Origin of the sequence: Bacillus sp. 3255 (genome assembly GCF_031456485.1) — a bacterium.
In the GTDB taxonomy this organism is placed as follows: domain Bacteria; phylum Bacillota; class Bacilli; order Paenibacillales; family NBRC-103111; genus Paenibacillus_E.
The window spans coordinates 91,251-108,072 of the sequence record NZ_JAVDUS010000020.1 but is presented as its reverse complement, the minus strand read 5'-3'; the positions used below and the strand labels follow the sequence as shown (position 1 = coordinate 108,072).

At 52.9% G+C, this 16,822-nt stretch carries 10 protein-coding genes; all 10 read left to right on the top strand.

Features of this window, described 5'->3' with window-relative positions:
* Positions 1-2: 2 nt before the first annotated feature.
* The gene (locus J2X61_RS27025; protein WP_274467495.1) at positions 3-680 is read left to right on the top strand and encodes an MgtC/SapB family protein; all 678 of its coding nucleotides are present in this window, start codon (positions 3-5) and stop codon (positions 678-680) included.
* Between the two features lie 264 nt (positions 681-944).
* Positions 945-8,555, top strand: a complete 7,611-nt coding sequence (locus J2X61_RS27020) for a cadherin-like beta sandwich domain-containing protein (RefSeq protein ID WP_310192269.1) — start codon at positions 945-947, stop codon at positions 8,553-8,555.
* Between the two features lie 139 nt (positions 8,556-8,694).
* The gene (locus tag J2X61_RS27015) at positions 8,695-9,597 is read left to right on the top strand and encodes a LysR family transcriptional regulator (RefSeq protein ID WP_274467065.1); all 903 of its coding nucleotides are present in this window, start codon (positions 8,695-8,697) and stop codon (positions 9,595-9,597) included.
* A 139-nt stretch (positions 9,598-9,736) separates the two neighbouring features.
* Complete coding sequence (gene metE / locus J2X61_RS27010) at positions 9,737-12,025, top strand: 5-methyltetrahydropteroyltriglutamate--homocysteine S-methyltransferase (protein WP_310192266.1); 2,289 nt, start codon at positions 9,737-9,739, stop codon at positions 12,023-12,025.
* A 236-nt stretch (positions 12,026-12,261) separates the two neighbouring features.
* Positions 12,262-13,155, top strand: coding sequence for a PHP domain-containing protein (locus J2X61_RS27005; RefSeq protein WP_274467062.1), 894 nt, complete (start codon positions 12,262-12,264; stop codon positions 13,153-13,155).
* Positions 13,152-13,784, top strand: a complete 633-nt coding sequence (locus J2X61_RS27000; protein ID WP_310192264.1) for a DapH/DapD/GlmU-related protein — start codon at positions 13,152-13,154, stop codon at positions 13,782-13,784. Before J2X61_RS27005 ends, J2X61_RS27000 begins: the two co-directional genes overlap by 4 nt.
* 22 nt (positions 13,785-13,806) lie before the next feature.
* A complete protein-coding gene (locus J2X61_RS26995) occupies positions 13,807-14,508 on the top strand; it encodes a GntR family transcriptional regulator (protein WP_274467060.1) in 702 nt (233 codons plus the stop codon).
* A gap of 92 nt (positions 14,509-14,600) precedes the next feature.
* Positions 14,601-15,041, top strand: a complete 441-nt coding sequence (gene phnG / locus J2X61_RS26990) for a phosphonate C-P lyase system protein PhnG (protein ID WP_310192261.1) — start codon at positions 14,601-14,603, stop codon at positions 15,039-15,041.
* A gap of 26 nt (positions 15,042-15,067) precedes the next feature.
* Positions 15,068-15,679: a phosphonate C-P lyase system protein PhnH gene (phnH, locus tag J2X61_RS26985; protein ID WP_274467059.1), complete on the top strand. Its 612-nt coding sequence runs from the start codon at positions 15,068-15,070 to the stop codon at positions 15,677-15,679.
* Positions 15,667-16,821, top strand: a complete 1,155-nt coding sequence (locus J2X61_RS26980; protein WP_310192259.1) for a carbon-phosphorus lyase complex subunit PhnI — start codon at positions 15,667-15,669, stop codon at positions 16,819-16,821. Before phnH ends, J2X61_RS26980 begins: the two co-directional genes overlap by 13 nt.
* Position 16,822 lies beyond the last annotated feature (1 nt).

Below are 16,822 nucleotides of genomic sequence, written 5' to 3'. Positions count from 1 at the left end.
TGTTGATGTCTCCCTTTGTTATCAAGCTGGGTATTGCTCTATTTCTGGGCATGCTGATTGGCATTGATCGACAGCTAAAGCATAAGCCGGTGGGCATGAAGACGAACATGGTCATTGCCGTTGCAAGCTGCTTAATTACGATGGTCTCCATTGAGTCTGTAAGCAAGTTCTCTATGCCAGGCCACACCAATATGGATCCGATGCGGCTCGCTGCGCAAATCGTAAGCGGGGTCGGATTCTTGGGTGCAGGCGTTATTTTAAGAAAAAGCAATGATGAAATTTCCGGGCTGACCACAGCGTCTATGGTGTGGTCGGCTTCGGCGCTTGGCATAGCGACAGGCGCCGGATATTATATGCAGGCATTTGTAGCCGTCATCTTCATTATTCTGTCCGTCAATCTGTTTCCTGTCATCATCAAGTTGATCGGTCCCCGTTCACTCCAACAAAGATACCTGGAAGTAAGAATTGTTTGTTACCAGAGCCAGGACCCCAATCGGATTTTCAAAAGGCTGAAGGAATTAAACATGCAAGTGGAACGCGTCAAAGTGAAAGATGTAGAAGGAAGCTCCAACCAAATGGAATTGAAGTTGTTAACGTATGAAAAAGTGCAAGTAACGGATATATATGCTTCACTGAAATCCGTTGAGCATGTTTCTTATGTGGAAATTGAAAGCAGGTAAACCCAAACTGAATCATCATTTGTGGTCGAAATCTTCTTTCGAGCTCAGCACAAGCCGGTATATTTACAAAACCATCAAACGCAAGTAACACTCCAATAACAAAGAAACAATAAAATGCAATTAAACATCGTGGAAATCAACGATTTCTTGTTGTTTTAAATTTGTTAAGGGGGTGACGACAGCTAATGTTACCCATACATCATTGATTTGCTCGCCGGCTCCATGCATGAAATTATCCATCAATATGTTTGAAGGAGGCTCCACATGTTGAATGCCAAGAAGTTCGTGTCCGCACTCATGGCTTGCACCATCGCTTGCTCCGCTGTGTATTCGGCAGGAGCGGGATTTACTCCGCCCGTATTCGCCGCAACCGCTATCGACAAGCCAATACCCTCCATGCCTGCAGGCCGCTACGAACATGCCATCCAAGTTACACTCACCACCACAACCCCAGGGACAGACATCTATTATACGCTAGACGGCACATTGCCTGATGAAACAAGCCTTAAATTTACAGGGACTCCGATCGCTCTCTCAGAATCAACGAACATTTCGGTCATTGCCGTGAAAGACGGCGTATGGAGTACTGCCGGGACGTACGGGTACATCATCAAGACGGCCGAACAGCCGCTGCTGAAGTTCGCTGCATGGTCGGATGTCCATCTGGAGCCGGGTACGCCCGAAAGTGATGCCAGAACGCGAGCTCTCTATGAGAGCAATTTCGATGTCCTTTCTTCCATTTTCCCGAATCCGGACGCTATTGTCATTGCAGGAGATCTGATTAATGACAACAGCAATGGCAAAGGCGCCCATCATACGTTTGTTCGCGATGTAATCAATGAGCAGATGGCACGCAAAAACTGGTCCAACCTGCCTGTTCAAGTTGCCATAGGCAACCATGACGCTGCGGTTTCCAATGTCAGAAACGGTTATCCTGCCGAGTGGTTTACGGATCAGCCGGGCGGCTACTATGAGAAAACGATCAAAGGCTATTCCTTTTTCTTCCTCAATGGGAACAGCTATAATGGCGACACAGGGCAAAGAAATTGGCTCAAGGGACGGCTGTCGGAGTTAACCTCAGACCCGGCGAATCGGAATAAGCCGATCTTCATTACGCTGCACCACCCGATTTCCGGCACGGTCATGGATGGACAGCAAGCGACCAATGCGAATTTGAATACGGATTTGAAAGACTTTCCGCAGGTTGTTGTTTTATCGGGGCACTCGCACTTGAATATTAACGACGAGCGTTCCATTTATCAGAAAGACTATACAGCGGTCAATCTGGGATCCATGTCTTATATTGAGACCGAATCCGGGTATTTCACTGTAACGCCGGAGGGACTGGTAGATGAGGATCTAATGCCTCAGATGCAATCCCAGTTCATCGAGGTGTACGCGGATCGTATTGAGATTGAGCGAGTAGCTTACAATGGCGATCCGGGTTGGATTACGCTCGGAGGCGTCTGGCAGCATCAAAAAGCGCCTTTCAACAGTGCAGGAGCGTTGGCAGGAAAGAAGTGGGTTGTGAAATTAACAGGCAATACCAACGAAGAAATCAAAAGTAATTTTATGTACACAGCGGCCAACCGCAATAAAGTAGCGCCGCAATTCATGGCGAATCCCGACATCAAAGTGCTGCCAGGAGAGAATAACGTACCTGTGCTCTCGTTCAGACAAGCTAAGGACGATGAGGCGGTGCATCATTACGCCGTTACCTTATATGATCAGAGAACGGCTCAACTAGTCAAAACCTATAACGTTCTGTCGGACTTTTATTTTTCCCCGATTCCGAACAAAATGAATATTCCTATGTCGGGACTCGATTCGTCCAAGTCATACGTTATAAACGTACGGGCCGTGGATGCTCTCGGAAACATGAGCAATCCGTTACAAACGTTCTATCGCAGCAGCAGCACGGGGCCGGTGCTGACGCCGATCGACCCCGCTACGATGTGGAATCAGCTCGTGTCGGATATGAAATTTGACGGCAATCTGAATGAGGATGCCGCCGGTACAACCGGCTTGGCTGCCCAAAGCGGCAGTGTCACATTCGTCACGGGCAGATCGGGGCAAGCCGTCCACATTGCGCCCGGGAATTCCAATTACGTCGACCTGGGTGATAGAACCGATATGAAGTTCGGAAGCGGCGACTTCACAGTCTCGTTCTGGCACAAAGGCAATTTGGCAGGGGACCAGACCGTTCTAGCCAACAAAAACTGGAATTCAGGCGGGAATGCAGGTTGGTACATCGGTCCTGCGTCTACGGGCAACATGACGCTTAATATGGCGAACGGGACCGGAAAACGCGTCGATTATTCAGCTGCAAACGTGGGAGTGGAGTGGCATTCCTTCACGATATCGGTAGATCGGACGAACAAGAAGGCTTCAACATATGTAGACGGAGTTTTGGCGCAAACAAAGGACATATCCGTATTGGGCTCAGACAGCCTGGATGCCGGCTATAACATTATTCTTGGCGCGGATGGCAATAAAGGCAACGGAGGTGCGGATGTTACGCTGGACGACTTGAAAATATGGAAGCGCGCCTTGTCCGCAACCGAAGCTAAGGCGCTGTCCGATTCGTACAAGACGGCCGCTCTGTACACCTTTCACCAGTTGACGGCAAAAATTCAGGAAGCGGAGCAACTCGTTGCCCTTGTTACGGGATCGACCGGGGTATCGCTTCCCGCAGAAGCGCAAAGCGATCTATCGGCCCGGCTTGCTGCGGCCAAAGCATTGACGTTAAGCTCCGGCGAAGCCGAGATCGATCAGGCGTACATCGACTTAATGTGGGCTTTGCAAACCGCCCAAAGCAGCATCGTGTATACGTTTATTCCGAAATCCGCGTTCACGATCGATTCATACAGCTCGTATGCAGATAATGAGGATGCTGTTGCGAGCAACATGTTGGACGGTTCGGAATCCACGATTTGGCATTCCAAATGGGAAACGCCAACGGCTCCATTCCCGCATTGGGTCATCATCGATATGAAAAACACGTACAAATTGGACGGTATTCAAAGAAAGAGCCGTCTCCGACAAAATGCCTTGGAGTTTCCGAAAACATTTGAATTGTACGCTTCGGATCATAAGGCCGACTTAAGCGATCCTGCATTCCTCGGCAATGCAGCTAACAAGACAACCGGTACGTTCGGCAAAACCTGGACAGGTTCCGTGTATGCGGATTATGCCGCTTTGGACAAACCTGTGCAGGGACGCTATGTGAAATTCGTCGTTACCGGTACGTATAATACAAATCCATCCTTCACATTCACCAGCATGAGCGAGATCGATTTTACCGGCAAGCAGACTTCCAGCAGTAATGCAAGCTTGACGGATTTGAAAGTAAACGGCACCACGGTAAGCGGCTTCGCTCCGGACAAGCTCAGCTATGCAATGTCTGTGCCGTATAGTACGACAACCGCGACCGTCACCTACACAGCGGCAAGTTCTTCCGCAATTGTTGCCGTGACCGTCGGCGACAGTCTGGTCGTCGGCGACAATCCGATCACCGTTACGGTGACGGCACAGGACGGTACGACGAGCGTGTACACGATCACGGTTGCCAGACCGGCTCAAGCTTCGGATGCGACGTTGAGCGATCTGAAGGTGAACGGAAATACGGTACCGAACTTCGCGCCAGGCAAGTTCGACTATGCAGCGTCCGTTCCTGCCAACACCACAACGGCAGCGGTCACTTATACGGCTTCAAGCCCCAATGCACAAGTAAACGTTGAGGGCGACGGAGAGTTCAACGGCGATAACAAGACGATTACCGTTACGGTGACGGCGCAGGACGGTACGAAAAAGGACTACCGTATTGTCATATCGAAACTAGCGCCAGCCCCGGCCAAATTCTTAACTATTACAAACGCCAATAAAGGCGTAGACTTAAATCAAATGACATTTACCGGCAATTGGAGTTTTGGCGGCGATTCATGGGCAAGTAAAATCGACAGCTATGTAGAGGTGCCTTTTTACGGAAATCAAGTGAAGGTTTATGGTGCCAAAGATCGTTCGCACGGGATTGTCGGGATTTCCATCGACGGTAAGCCTGAAACGAAGGTTGATTTATATGCGTCTGCTAGAGTGAAAGAAACTTACTACACGAGTCCCGAACTGCCATCCGGTTTGCACACGATAAAAGTGCGCGTTACTGGAGAGAAAAATCCTAGTGCCAGCGATGTGTTTGCGGTAGTCGAAAATGTTCAAGTGTCTGTCGATACCAGCTACATGAACATGACCGGCCCATCCGGTGTCCTGTCCGAAACCGAGAATATATTCGACATCAACTATGTCGGCAATCTGGATCAAATCGTACCTGACAGTGCCATCGTTCAAATTGATCCCGATAAATTTGAAGTAGCCGGTGCAGAATCTTCGCTACCTGGGGGAATCGCCCCGCAGATTGAGGATTTGGGTAACGGGAAGATTAAACTTTCGTTTACAAGCATTCAAGCCGTTGCTGCAAACATCGTCGTTCCGATTGCCAAGTTGAAACTCAAAGCAAAAGATGTCGATAAAATCGCCGCTAACTTGACGCTCGAGAATTTGACTGTAACCACGCCGGAAGGTCAGCAGGCAGCGGTCACTAGCCCATTCACCAAAACGGTGGACATTTTTGACACGGAAGAAATTACGCTCGATCGCGAAACGCTTTCCCTGAAAGCAGGAGGCTTCGACCTTGTCAGTCTGGATTGGACCCCGGCCATTGTCCTCAATCCGAGCATTCATTGGATTTCAAGCGATGAAAGTGTAGTCAAGGTTGAGCCTATCCAGGGCTCCAAGAAACAATTTAAAGTCATGGGGCTGAAGGCGGGTAAAGCAACGATTTCGGCCTTATCGACGAATGAGAAATCCGTCAAATCCATGCAAGTAGAAGTGTCCAACTCTACGGATGTCAATAGGGACGGAACGCTCACGCAAGAAGATAAAGATTTGGTGCAACAACTGTCAGGCTCCGCAACGGGCGATTCCGGGTGGGCGCAATCCGCCAAAGCAGACCTGAACGGAAATGGCAAAGTAGATGAGCAGGACGTACAAACGATTGAGCAACAATTAGCCAAGCATAACGGGACCCCTTATAAGCATGTATTTATTATCGGATTAGACGGCGCCGGAAATTTCGTGCAAAATGCGAATGCTCCAAGAATGAAGAAGTTTTTCTCGGAAGGCGCGGTTACTTATAATGCCAAAACAGAAAACTATTCATCGAGCGCACCGTCCTGGGGGGCCATACTGCATGGGGTCGGTTACGATACGCACAAAAGAGATAACGGGAATGTTTACTCTCCTTTTCCGGAACATGTCTCGTACCCTTCGATCTTTAAGCTCTTAAAGCAAGAACGCCCTTGGGTCAACATGGCGGCTATGAATCACTGGAATGAGATTTACATTGGATTAATCGAACGTTCCGCCGAGGTATATAATGATTTTGGCAGCGACAGTGCCATTACGCAAAAAATTGTTCAGCGGATCAAAACCGAAGGGAAAAACACGCAATTAATGTTTTTCCACCTAGACGACATAGACGGTGCTGGTCATTCCAAAGATTATGGCAGCCCGCAATACTATCAACAATATACAATAACGGACGGGTATGTAGGGAATATCCTGGATGCCATTGACCAAGCCGGTTTGACGGACGACAGCCTTATCATCATTTCAACGGACCATGGCGGGCATAACTATACCCATGCCACGACCGACCCTAGAGATACGACGATTTTCTGGGCGGCCAAAGGTAAAGGCATCAAGCCGGGAACGGTCATTACAAGTCCGGTCCGCGGTAAAGATACGGCAGCCGTCGTTGCCAAAGCATTAAGGCTGGATGCTCCGGCAGCGTGGGAAGGGACAGTTCCCCAAGGCATCTTCGAGGAGAATGATCCGTTAGCGTCCAACGCTTCCTTGAAGGATCTGCAAGTGAACGGAACGGTAGTGAACGGCTTCGCATCGGATAAGTATGCCTACACATTGACCGTACCGTATGAAACAACGGTGGCGGAAGTCACTTATACGGCAGTGAATCCTGCAGCGCGGGTCGTGGCTGTAGGCGGCGGGCCATTGGCCGTGGGACCGAACCCGGTCACCGTCCATGTGACGTCGCAAGACGGAACGGCAGCGAAAGACTATCGCATGGTCATAAACAGGCATCCTCAAGCTGGGCCGTCGAACGCTGCTTTGCTCGATCTGCGCGTGAACGGGATGACCGTGGAAGACTTCGCTGCAGACAGATTTGGCTATGCTTTGTCTGTACCTTATGGAACAACGGTTGCAAGTGTCACCTATAAGGCAGCGAATCCGGCTGCATCCGTTACGGTGAACGGCGGCGAGAGTTTGCATGTCGGAGCCAACCCGATTACCGTTAAGGTTATCTCGCAGGACGGCACGACGACTAACATGTATACCCTTATGGTAACTCGGCAGGGGCTATCGTCCAATGCTTCCTTGCGCGAATTGAGCGTGAACGGATTGCAAGTGGCGGGTTTTGCTCCCGATAAGCCGGCCTACACGATGCATGTATCCAACGGCACAACAGTCGCCAATGTGACTTACGCCGCCGAAGATGGTGCGGCCACAGTCGTTGTCACCGGCGGCAACCTGATGGTCGGTTCCAATGTGATTTCGATCGACGTTACAGCGCAGGACGGCACGTCCAAGCGGTATATCATTACGGTTCACCGCTTGGCGGATGACTCGGATGACTCAGGCTCTTCAGGTTCAATAGGAACACCGTCGCCGAATCCTCCGGTTAAGCCGGAGCAGCCTGCCGACACAGCATCCATTCAGGATGAAGACTTGGCATCCGGCTCCCCATCTGTTTCCGTCGCCTTGACGGAAGAGAAGAATCGCCTTGTGATTCCGATGGAGCAAGCAGAGAAGCTTAAGGGACGCCTTCTGCAGGTTCAATCGAAGAACATCAAGGTGAACATTCCCGGCGACCTGTTGAGATCGATCAGTGATTTACCGCCGAAGCCGGACGATTTTGCGGCGGTGACGGTGCAGGTCGATTCGATTCCGGCAGCGCAAGCGGAGCGGATCTTGCAGGAGGCAAGCCGTAAGGACAACGGCTTCTACAAGCTGGGCGGACAAATAATCGATCTTTCGATCTTCGCGACGGACGCTTCCGGCAAGCCGTATAGCATGGACAAACTTGCAATGCCAGTAACGATGACGTTCCCTATTCCCGCAGGCATGGATCCGAAGTTGGCTGGTGTTTATGAGATGAAGGAAGATGGAAGCCTAACTTATTGGGGCGGTAAGCGCGTTAGCGGAAATGCCGCCATCGAGGTCGAGGTAGATAACCTCAGCTCATATGCCCTGCTTTCCTTGGAGAAGAGGTACAATGATGTAACGGACGACCATTGGGCTTACGCCACAATTCGCGAGCTGTCCGCTCAACATATCGTTAACGGGGTGACAGACGCTGCCTTTGCGCCGGGCAAAGAGATTTCCCGCGCCGAGTTCGCAGCCTTGCTGGCGCGGACGCTCGGCCTCGCATCAGCAGGTACGACTCCGTTCGGTGATGTGACGGGGGATGACTGGTTTGCCAAGGAAGTGGGGGCCGCCTATCAAGCGGGCATCATTGCCGGCGATGCGCAGCACATGTTCGATCCGAACCGCAGCATCACGCGAGAAGAGATGGCGGTTATGCTCGTCCGTGCTTACGAGCACCGAGTAGGATCCAAGCTGGAGCCATTCTTGGAAGCGAGCTCGAAGGATGCTTCCGAGATTAGCGGCTGGGCTCTGCCTTATGTCAGCAGCGCGCTGAGAATGAACCTGCTGTCCGGACGCCAGGAAGGGCTGTTCGCCCCTGATGAACAGACAACCCGTGCGGAAGCGGCGCAAGCGATATACAACTTGCTGCAATAAGCATGATAAGTCGCCAATCTCCTGTACATGCAGGAGGTTGGCGGCTTTTTTGGCTTCCTTTTTCGGGGCAGAATGGCTCCCTAGGCTTATTCATTATATAATGACAAGTAAAACTTGCTGAGAACGAAGGTGTATGGCCTTGACTTTACAACAATTAAGATACGTCATTGAGGTGGCGAACCGCGGGTCCATTAACGAAGCCGCCAAACGGTTGTTTATTACGCAGCCCAGCCTCTCGAATGCGATCAGAGACCTGGAAGAGGAGCTGCAGCTGTCCATTTTCGATAGATCCAATAAAGGCATAACCCTCTCGAAGGAAGGGATCGAATTCCTCAGTTATGCCCGGCAGGTCGTCGAGCAAGCCGACTTATTGGAGAGCCGTTATTTGAATGCCAAGCCGGCCCCGCAGCATTTTTCGGTATCGACGCAGCATTATGCCTTCGCCGTGAACGCTTTCGTCTCCCTGGTCGAAGAGCACGGACAAGATGAGTACGAAATGGCTCTGAAAGAGACCAAAACCTACGAAATTATTGAGGACGTTAAACATTTACGCAGTGAAATAGGCATCTTGTACCTCAATGACTTCAATGAGAAAGTGATCAATAAGATGCTGAAGGAGGCCAATTTGCAGTTTCACCTGCTGTTTACGGCCACGCCGCATATTTTCATCTCCATTAAGAATCCCCTGGCCAAGCAAAAGCTTGTGACGATCGATCAGCTTGCGCAATATCCGTATCTCTCCTTCGATCAAGGGGAGTACAATTCGTTCCATTTCTCCGAGGAAATTCTCAGCACGATTTCACATCCCAAAAGCATTCGTGTGACGGACCGGGCGACGCTGTTCAATCTGCTGATCGGACTGAACGGCTACACCATTTCGACCGGGGTGCTCAGCGCCGACTTGAACGGCAACGAAATTATTCCGGTGCCCTTGGATTGCCCGGAAAGCATTCATGTAGGGTGGATTTCACATAAAAATACAGTGCTGAGCAAGCTCGGAACCGCTTATATCGAGGCGTTGAAGGTTGCTATCGCCCAGTGAGAACGATCACCTTGCAGCGTGATTAGCATGCAGGCTTGGTATATCTTTTGGCTATAACCAGCTATACCTTTATCGAATTACGCTATATCTACGAATCTGTGGTATTTTTTGTATAACATATTGCAGAGGAGTTATGGTTATGGTGAGAAGCAGTCATTTGGGATATCCGCGCATTGGTGCCGATAGGGAATGGAAGAAAGCATTGGAAGCGTTTTGGGCCGGCAAAATAGAAGAGGCTGCGTTCCAAGATCAGCTGCAGGAGATTCGGTTGAACCATCTGCGCAAGCAGCAGGCAAAGGGCATTGATTTGATCCCTGTAGGGGATTTCAGTTATTACGATCATATCCTGGATACGGCCGCCATGTTCGGAATCGTGCCGCAGCGGTTCGCCTATGCGGGGGGCGCTGTTCCCCTGTCCGTCTACTACGGCATGGCGCGCGGAACAAAGGAGGCAACGGCCTGCGAAATGACCAAGTGGTTCAATACGAACTACCACTATATCGTGCCTGAGCTGACGGATGCCGAGCCGGCATTGACGGAGAATAAACCGCTTAGCGCCTATCGCGAAGCGAAGGAGAAGCTGGGCATCGACGGGAAGCCGGTAATCGTTGGACCGCTCACGTTCCTGAAGCTTTCCAAAGGGTATCTTCAATCGGAATCCGATGCTTGGCTGGACCGGCTGCTTCCGCTTTATGTACAGGTTCTTCAGGAACTTGCCCAAGAAGGAGTAACGTGGGTGCAGATCGACGAGCCGATTCTTGTGACGAAGCTGAACGATGCAGATCTTCAACGGCTGCGGCGCATTTATGAGACGTTCGCCGATGCGGTGCCGGGGTTGAACATTCTGCTGCAAACGTATTTTGAATCGGTGGATCATTATCGCGAGATTGTGGCGCTGCCGGTGAAGGGGATCGGTCTTGACTTCGTGCATGGCTTGGCGGGGAATCTGGCGTCAGTCCAGTCGCTTGGTTTCCCAGCGGACAAAATTCTCGCCGCCGGCGTCATCGACGGACGCGGGATCTGGAAGGCGCCGCTTCGCGAGAAGCTGCAGCTGCTGAGCGAGCTGGCTGAGACCGTCACGCAGGATCGTCTTATCGTACAGTCCTCCTGCTCCTTGCTCCATGTTCCGGTAACTGCGGAACGCGAGACGAAGCTTATAGCCGAATTAAAGGATGCGCTTGCGTTCGCCGATGAGAAGCTGGACGAGATCGTTCTTCTGGCGAAGGCAGTCGCTTCGGGCCATACTGCGGTTGCCGCCGAGCTGGACGCGAACGAGCGGGCGCTTGAGGCGCTCCGGCAGTCCGATGAGCGTCGCCGCACGAGCGTACATCAAGCTGTTGCCGCAATTAGCGCGGAGGAGCCGAAGCGCTCCCACCCGTTTGCCGAGCGCCATGCGGCACAGCAGGCGAAATGGCGGCTGCCGCTGCTGCCGACAACGACGATCGGCTCTTTCCCGCAATCCGCGGAAGTGCGGAAGGCGCGCCAGCTTTGGCGCAAGGGCGAGTGGAGCAGCGAAAGCTATGCGAGCTTCATTCGTGAGCAAATCGATATCTGGATCAAGCTTCAGGAAGCGATCGGCTTGGACGTCCTCGTGCATGGCGAGTTCGAGCGTACCGACATGGTGGAGTTTTTCGGCGAGAAGCTTGCGGGCTTTGCCTTTACCCAGAACGGGTGGGTGCAGTCGTATGGTTCCCGCTGCGTGAAGCCGCCGGTTATATTCGGGGATGTCGCTTTCAAAGGAGCCATGACCGTCGAGGAGACGAAGTATGCCCAATCGCTGACGGAGCGCCCTGTGAAAGGCATGCTGACCGGACCGATTACGATTATGAACTGGTCGTTCGTCCGCGACGATCTGCCGCGCGAGCAAATCGCCTATCAATTGGCGTACGCGCTGCGGCAGGAAGTAGAGGCGCTTGAGCAGGCGGGTATCGGGATGATTCAGGTCGATGAGCCAGCGGTACGCGAAGGACTGCCGCTGAAGGAAGCGGAGCAAGCCGGGTACCTGGCTTGGGCGGTCAAGGCTTTCCGCATCGCGACATGCACGGTGCAGGAGACAACGCAGATTCATACGCATATGTGCTATTGCGAATTCCACGACATGATCGACTCGATTGACGCCATGGACGCCGATGTGATCTCGATCGAGACGTCCCGCAGCCACGGCGAGCTCATTCACAGCTTCGAGCTGAACACTTACAAGCTCGGTATCGGATTAGGCGTGTACGATATTCACAGCCCGCGCGTTCCGAAGGTGGAGGAGATGACCAACATGATCGATCGCGCCTTGCGGGTATTGGATCCGAAGCTGTTCTGGATCAACCCGGACTGCGGTCTGAAGACGCGCGGGCAGGAAGAGACGATCGCTTCCCTGCGCAACATGGTGGATGCGACGAGGCTGGCCCGCGCGCGGTATGAGGTTAACGTTTGAGAATGAAGATACCAAAAGAATAATCGGAGAAGCCTTGGCTCTTGAAGAGCCGGCAGGAACGGAACGAAGCCCCCAAGTAGGAAACTTGGGGGCTTTTTGTCGATCCTTACAATTTCTTAACCTGAGCATTACATAGCATTGACCCTTGCAACTTGGCATCAAGTTAGACTGGTTCCATAGCACGAATAAGCATTTCAAACACGCCATGTCTTCATGCCAAATTCAAGGAGGCTTCGATGAAAGTAGAGTTGCATTGCCATACCCGACTGTCAGACGGCTCATTCACGTTTGAACAAATATTGGAGCAAGCTGTGCAAGAAGGCGTCGTCCAGATCGCCGTAACGAATCATGATACGACCCGTGAGCTTGAGCTCATGATGCGTCAAGGACTGGAGCGGGGCATTGCGATCATCCCCGGTATCGAGATATCCGGCTACGATGAGGAGAGGCGGCGGAGAGTGCACATTCTCGGCTATTACATCGACCCCGGGAGCCCGGAGATAGAAGCGCTGTGCGGCCCTTTGCTGGAGAGGCGCCACCAAGGCTGCCTTCAGGCAATCGCCAGGCTGATGGAAGCCGGATACGCCATTACGCTTCAAGATGTCATGCGGTACGCGGAAGGCGGGACAGGCATCTATAAGCAGCACATCATGCATGCCCTGATCGACCGAGGCTATACGAAGTCGATCTACGGCGATTTATATAAGAAGCTATTCGCTCGCGGTCAGAACGGCGAGCAGCCGGGGATTGCCTATATCCCCACTGAATATGTCGATGCCCGTGAGGCGGTCCGGGTCATCCTGCAGGCGGGCGGGGTGCCGGTATTGGCGCATCCGGGGCAATACGGGAACTTCGAGTTCGTTCCGGAGTTGGTGGATGCCGGCTTGCAGGGCATTGAAGTGTGGCACCCGCTGCACAATGAGGCAGACGAGCATAGAGCCCGCGAGCATGCTGCAGCTTATGGCTTGATCATGACCGGGGGCTCGGATTTCCATGGCTTCTATGGAGAGAGAGAAGTCCTGCTGGGGAGTAAGAGTCCGGGCTTAAGCGTCGTGGAGGAGTTGAGGGCCCGGAGACAGGTGCTGCACGGGGATTCTATTGTCACAATCAAAGGAGATGTCACATCATGAAGTTTATTCACCAAACCACTTCCAGCCTCCCCTTGTCGACAGAGCCGGCGATAGCGGCTAGCAGCCACATCCTGAACAGCTATGCAGGAGCCTGGACCTCCATCGGCCCGCACAACAAAATCATCGAATCGCGCATCGGCGATTACACCTATACGATGGATGACGTAACCATCAACTATGCGGAAATCGGCAAGTTCACATCGATTGCTTCCCACGTCTGCATCAATCCGGTTGATCATCCCATGGACCGGGTCACGCAGCATCATATGACTTACCGGCGCGCAGCTTTCGGCTTTGCCGAGAGGGACGACGACTCGTTCTTCGAGTGGCGCAGAGGCAACCGTGTCACGATCGGTCACGATGTCTGGATCGGACATGGCGCTATCGTCATGAAGGGGGTTCATATCGGGACCGGCGCCGTTATTGGGTCGGGAGCGATCGTGACGAAGGACGTGGAGCCCTATTCCGTTGTTGTCGGCGTACCGTCCAGACCGCTGAAGAAGCGGTTCTCCCAGGAAACCATCGACCGTTTGTTGGCCATTGCCTGGTGGGACTGGCCTCGCGATTTGTTGGAGACGAGATTTCATGAATTGAACGATGTCGCCGCTTTTATTAAGCAATACGGCTGACCTTACCAAGGAGGCGTCTGTTATGTCTGAAGAGATGGATATTATGGATCACCTGATCGCATCGATTCAATCCGGCAAGTATGAGCCAGACGATAAGCTGCCTTCGGAGAACGAGCTTGCGGATACCTTCAAAGTTCCGCGCATTACCGCCCGCAAAGCGTATGAGCGCCTTCAAGAGCTCGGTTACATTTACTCCAAACAGGGGAAGGGCAGCTTCGTGCAGGACAGAAATCTGCGCATTCCCTTAGTGCTTAACGCCGATAAGAGCTTCAGCCAGAAAATGACCGAGATGGGGTATGCGTACCGGTCTCAGAACATATTTTGCGAGCCCATCGAATTTAATAACAAAATTTACGAGTCGCTAGGCGTCGGCGAAGAGGATCGCGTGTTCAAAATCGGACGCCTGCGCAGCATCGACGGAAGGCCGATCGCCCTGCATATTTCGTATGTGGCCGAAACGGTGTTTCCGGATATCGGGAGCGCGGGCAAAGCGATTACTTCCATGTTTCACTACTATCAGAACCGGGGCTATCATCGCTTCCGGTCGAACGAGACATTTCTCCGGTTGACGCATCCGACCAAGTATGAGCGGGAGCTTCTGGCTTGTTCGAGCCTGATTCCTCTGCTGGTGCTGGAGTCCGAATGCATCGACAGCGATTCCGGCCGAACGTTGGAATACGGCAAAACGATGTACCGGGGCGACGTATTCACCTACGTCATCTAGCTTTTACACAATCTTAACGGCTGCCGGCCTGGCAACAAGATAATGTAAGTGTCGAGGAGCGGATTAGTCGCAAGGAAGGAGTCTATGACCTTATGAAGCAAGAGACGATGAGTCGAAAGGTGCGGACGGAAATATTGGTGGACGGCTCGCTTAATCTCGCTGCCGCCTTAGCCGGCGAGATCAAGAGCAGCTATCCGGTTGCACTTATCGAAGAGCCGAATCATGGCCTGGTCATGGTTCGGGTGCGGGAGACGGCGAAGATGAGCCTGTTTTATCTGGGCGAAGTGCTGGTCACCGAATGTAAAGTTCGAGTCGAAGGAGCTTTGGGAATCGGTATTGTGAAAGGCGACGAGCCGGAGAAAGCCTATGATCTGGCCGTCATCGATGCGGCTTATGCGGCAGGTCTGGTGGAGACTGCGGCATGGTTCGGCCGTTTGCAGGCGGAAGGGCAGCGAATCGCCGCCGATCGCCATGCGCGCCATATGCAGGTTCTGCAAACGAAAGTGGATTTTGAAACGATGGACATCGATTGAGAGGATTTGAAAGGAGGTATCCCCTGATGCTGGATAGGGTTCATGATATACAAACCGCATACCGCAGAGTGGTCGACGCCATGGCACGGCCAGGCACGATTGCCGACCTGTCCGAGGAAGCGGCGAAGCTGGATGGAGTACAAGGCTGCTTGCCGGCGACCTTCTTGCTCGCTCAGATGCTGCTTGATACAGAGGTCACGTTCAAGGTGGTCTCGGAGCGGGAAAAAGAGACAGCCTACTGGTTAAGCCAGTTGACGTATGCCAAAGAGGCGGCGCTGGAAGAGGCCGACTTCATCTTCGTCCTGCAGGACGCTTCACCCGAGTGCCTGCTTCAAGCGATTGAAGCTGCTAAAGTTGGCGAACTGAAAGATCCGCACAGCTCTTCGACCGTCATTGTCGAATCGGCCGGTGTAGCCGGAGGCGGTACGAAACTGCGCTTCACCGGGCCCGGTATTCAAAGCTCGGCAGCAGCGCAGCTCGCAATCGGCGGCGATGAGTGGATTGACGCCAGAGCGGAGCGCAATGCGGAGTTTCCGCTGGGACTGGATCTTATGTTCACGGATGCTTCCCACCGGCTCCTTGCTGTGCCCCGAACGACTCAGGTTGTGAAGGAGGAGAAGCAGCCATGGGTTATGTAGCGGTCAAAGGCGGAACGCGCGCCATTGAACAATCCTTGAATCGCATCCGGTTCGAGCGGTTGCGGCAGGGCAGAGCGTTGGATGTGGACAGCGTACAAGCGGGGATGCGAAGCCTTGTCGACCAAGTGATGTCCGAGAGCAGCCTGTACAGCGAAGAATTAGCGGCTCTGGCGATCAAACAGGCTGAAGGCAGTCCGGAGGAAGCGGTATTCCTGCTTCGGGCCTACCGCTCCACGCTGCCAAGGAAGCATTACTCCAGAACGGTGCGCTCCGAGGAGATGCGCGTGGAGAGACGGATTTCCGCATCGTTCAAAGATATTCCCGGCGGGCAAGTGTTGGGAGCGTCGACGGATTATTCCCACCGGCTCCTGGATTTTGACCTGATGGATGAAACGGCGGAGACCGTCGCTGAGTGGCTGCAGGCATATGAGAGAGCGGCGGTTGCTCCCGATGAAGGTCATGCGGAAGAGTCGGAGGGCCGTTTCCCCAAGGTGCTGGATTATTTGCGAAGAGAAGGCCTCATCTCGGAATGCCCGGTCGATCCTGCCGAGCCGGACGACGTTACCCGGACGAGTCTGACGTTTCCGGCGTCGCGCAGCGAGAAGCTGCAAGTGCTGACCAGAGGGCAGACCGGCGCCGTCACTTCCTTGGCATATGCGGTAATCCGCGGTTACGGCATGGTCCACCCGACGGTAGGCGAGCTGCGCGTCGGCGACATTCCGGTCTATATCGACAGCCCGCTGCAGGCTTCCGGGGATGAGGACGAAGCCTATTACATCGGAGATATCAAAGTGACGGAAGTCGAGATGCTCGTTCCTGCCACCGTAGAGAAGGAGAACGGCAGGAAGGAGCTGCAGCTGGATTTCGGCTACGGGCTCTGTTACGGGCAGAACGAGACGAAAGCGATCGCCATGAGTATTCTAGACAAGAGCCTGGAGAGAGGCGATAAGTCGGTTCCGACACAGAATGAGGAATTCGTTCTGTTTCATATCGATTCCGTCGAGTCGACCGGATTCATTTCGCATTTGAAGATGCCGCATTACGTGACCTTCCAAGCGAAGCTGAACGATGTCCGCAAGTCAAGGAAGCAGCCGAAGAATCAGCCCGCAGATACGAAGCAGAAGCAAGAGCAGGAGGTGTGAG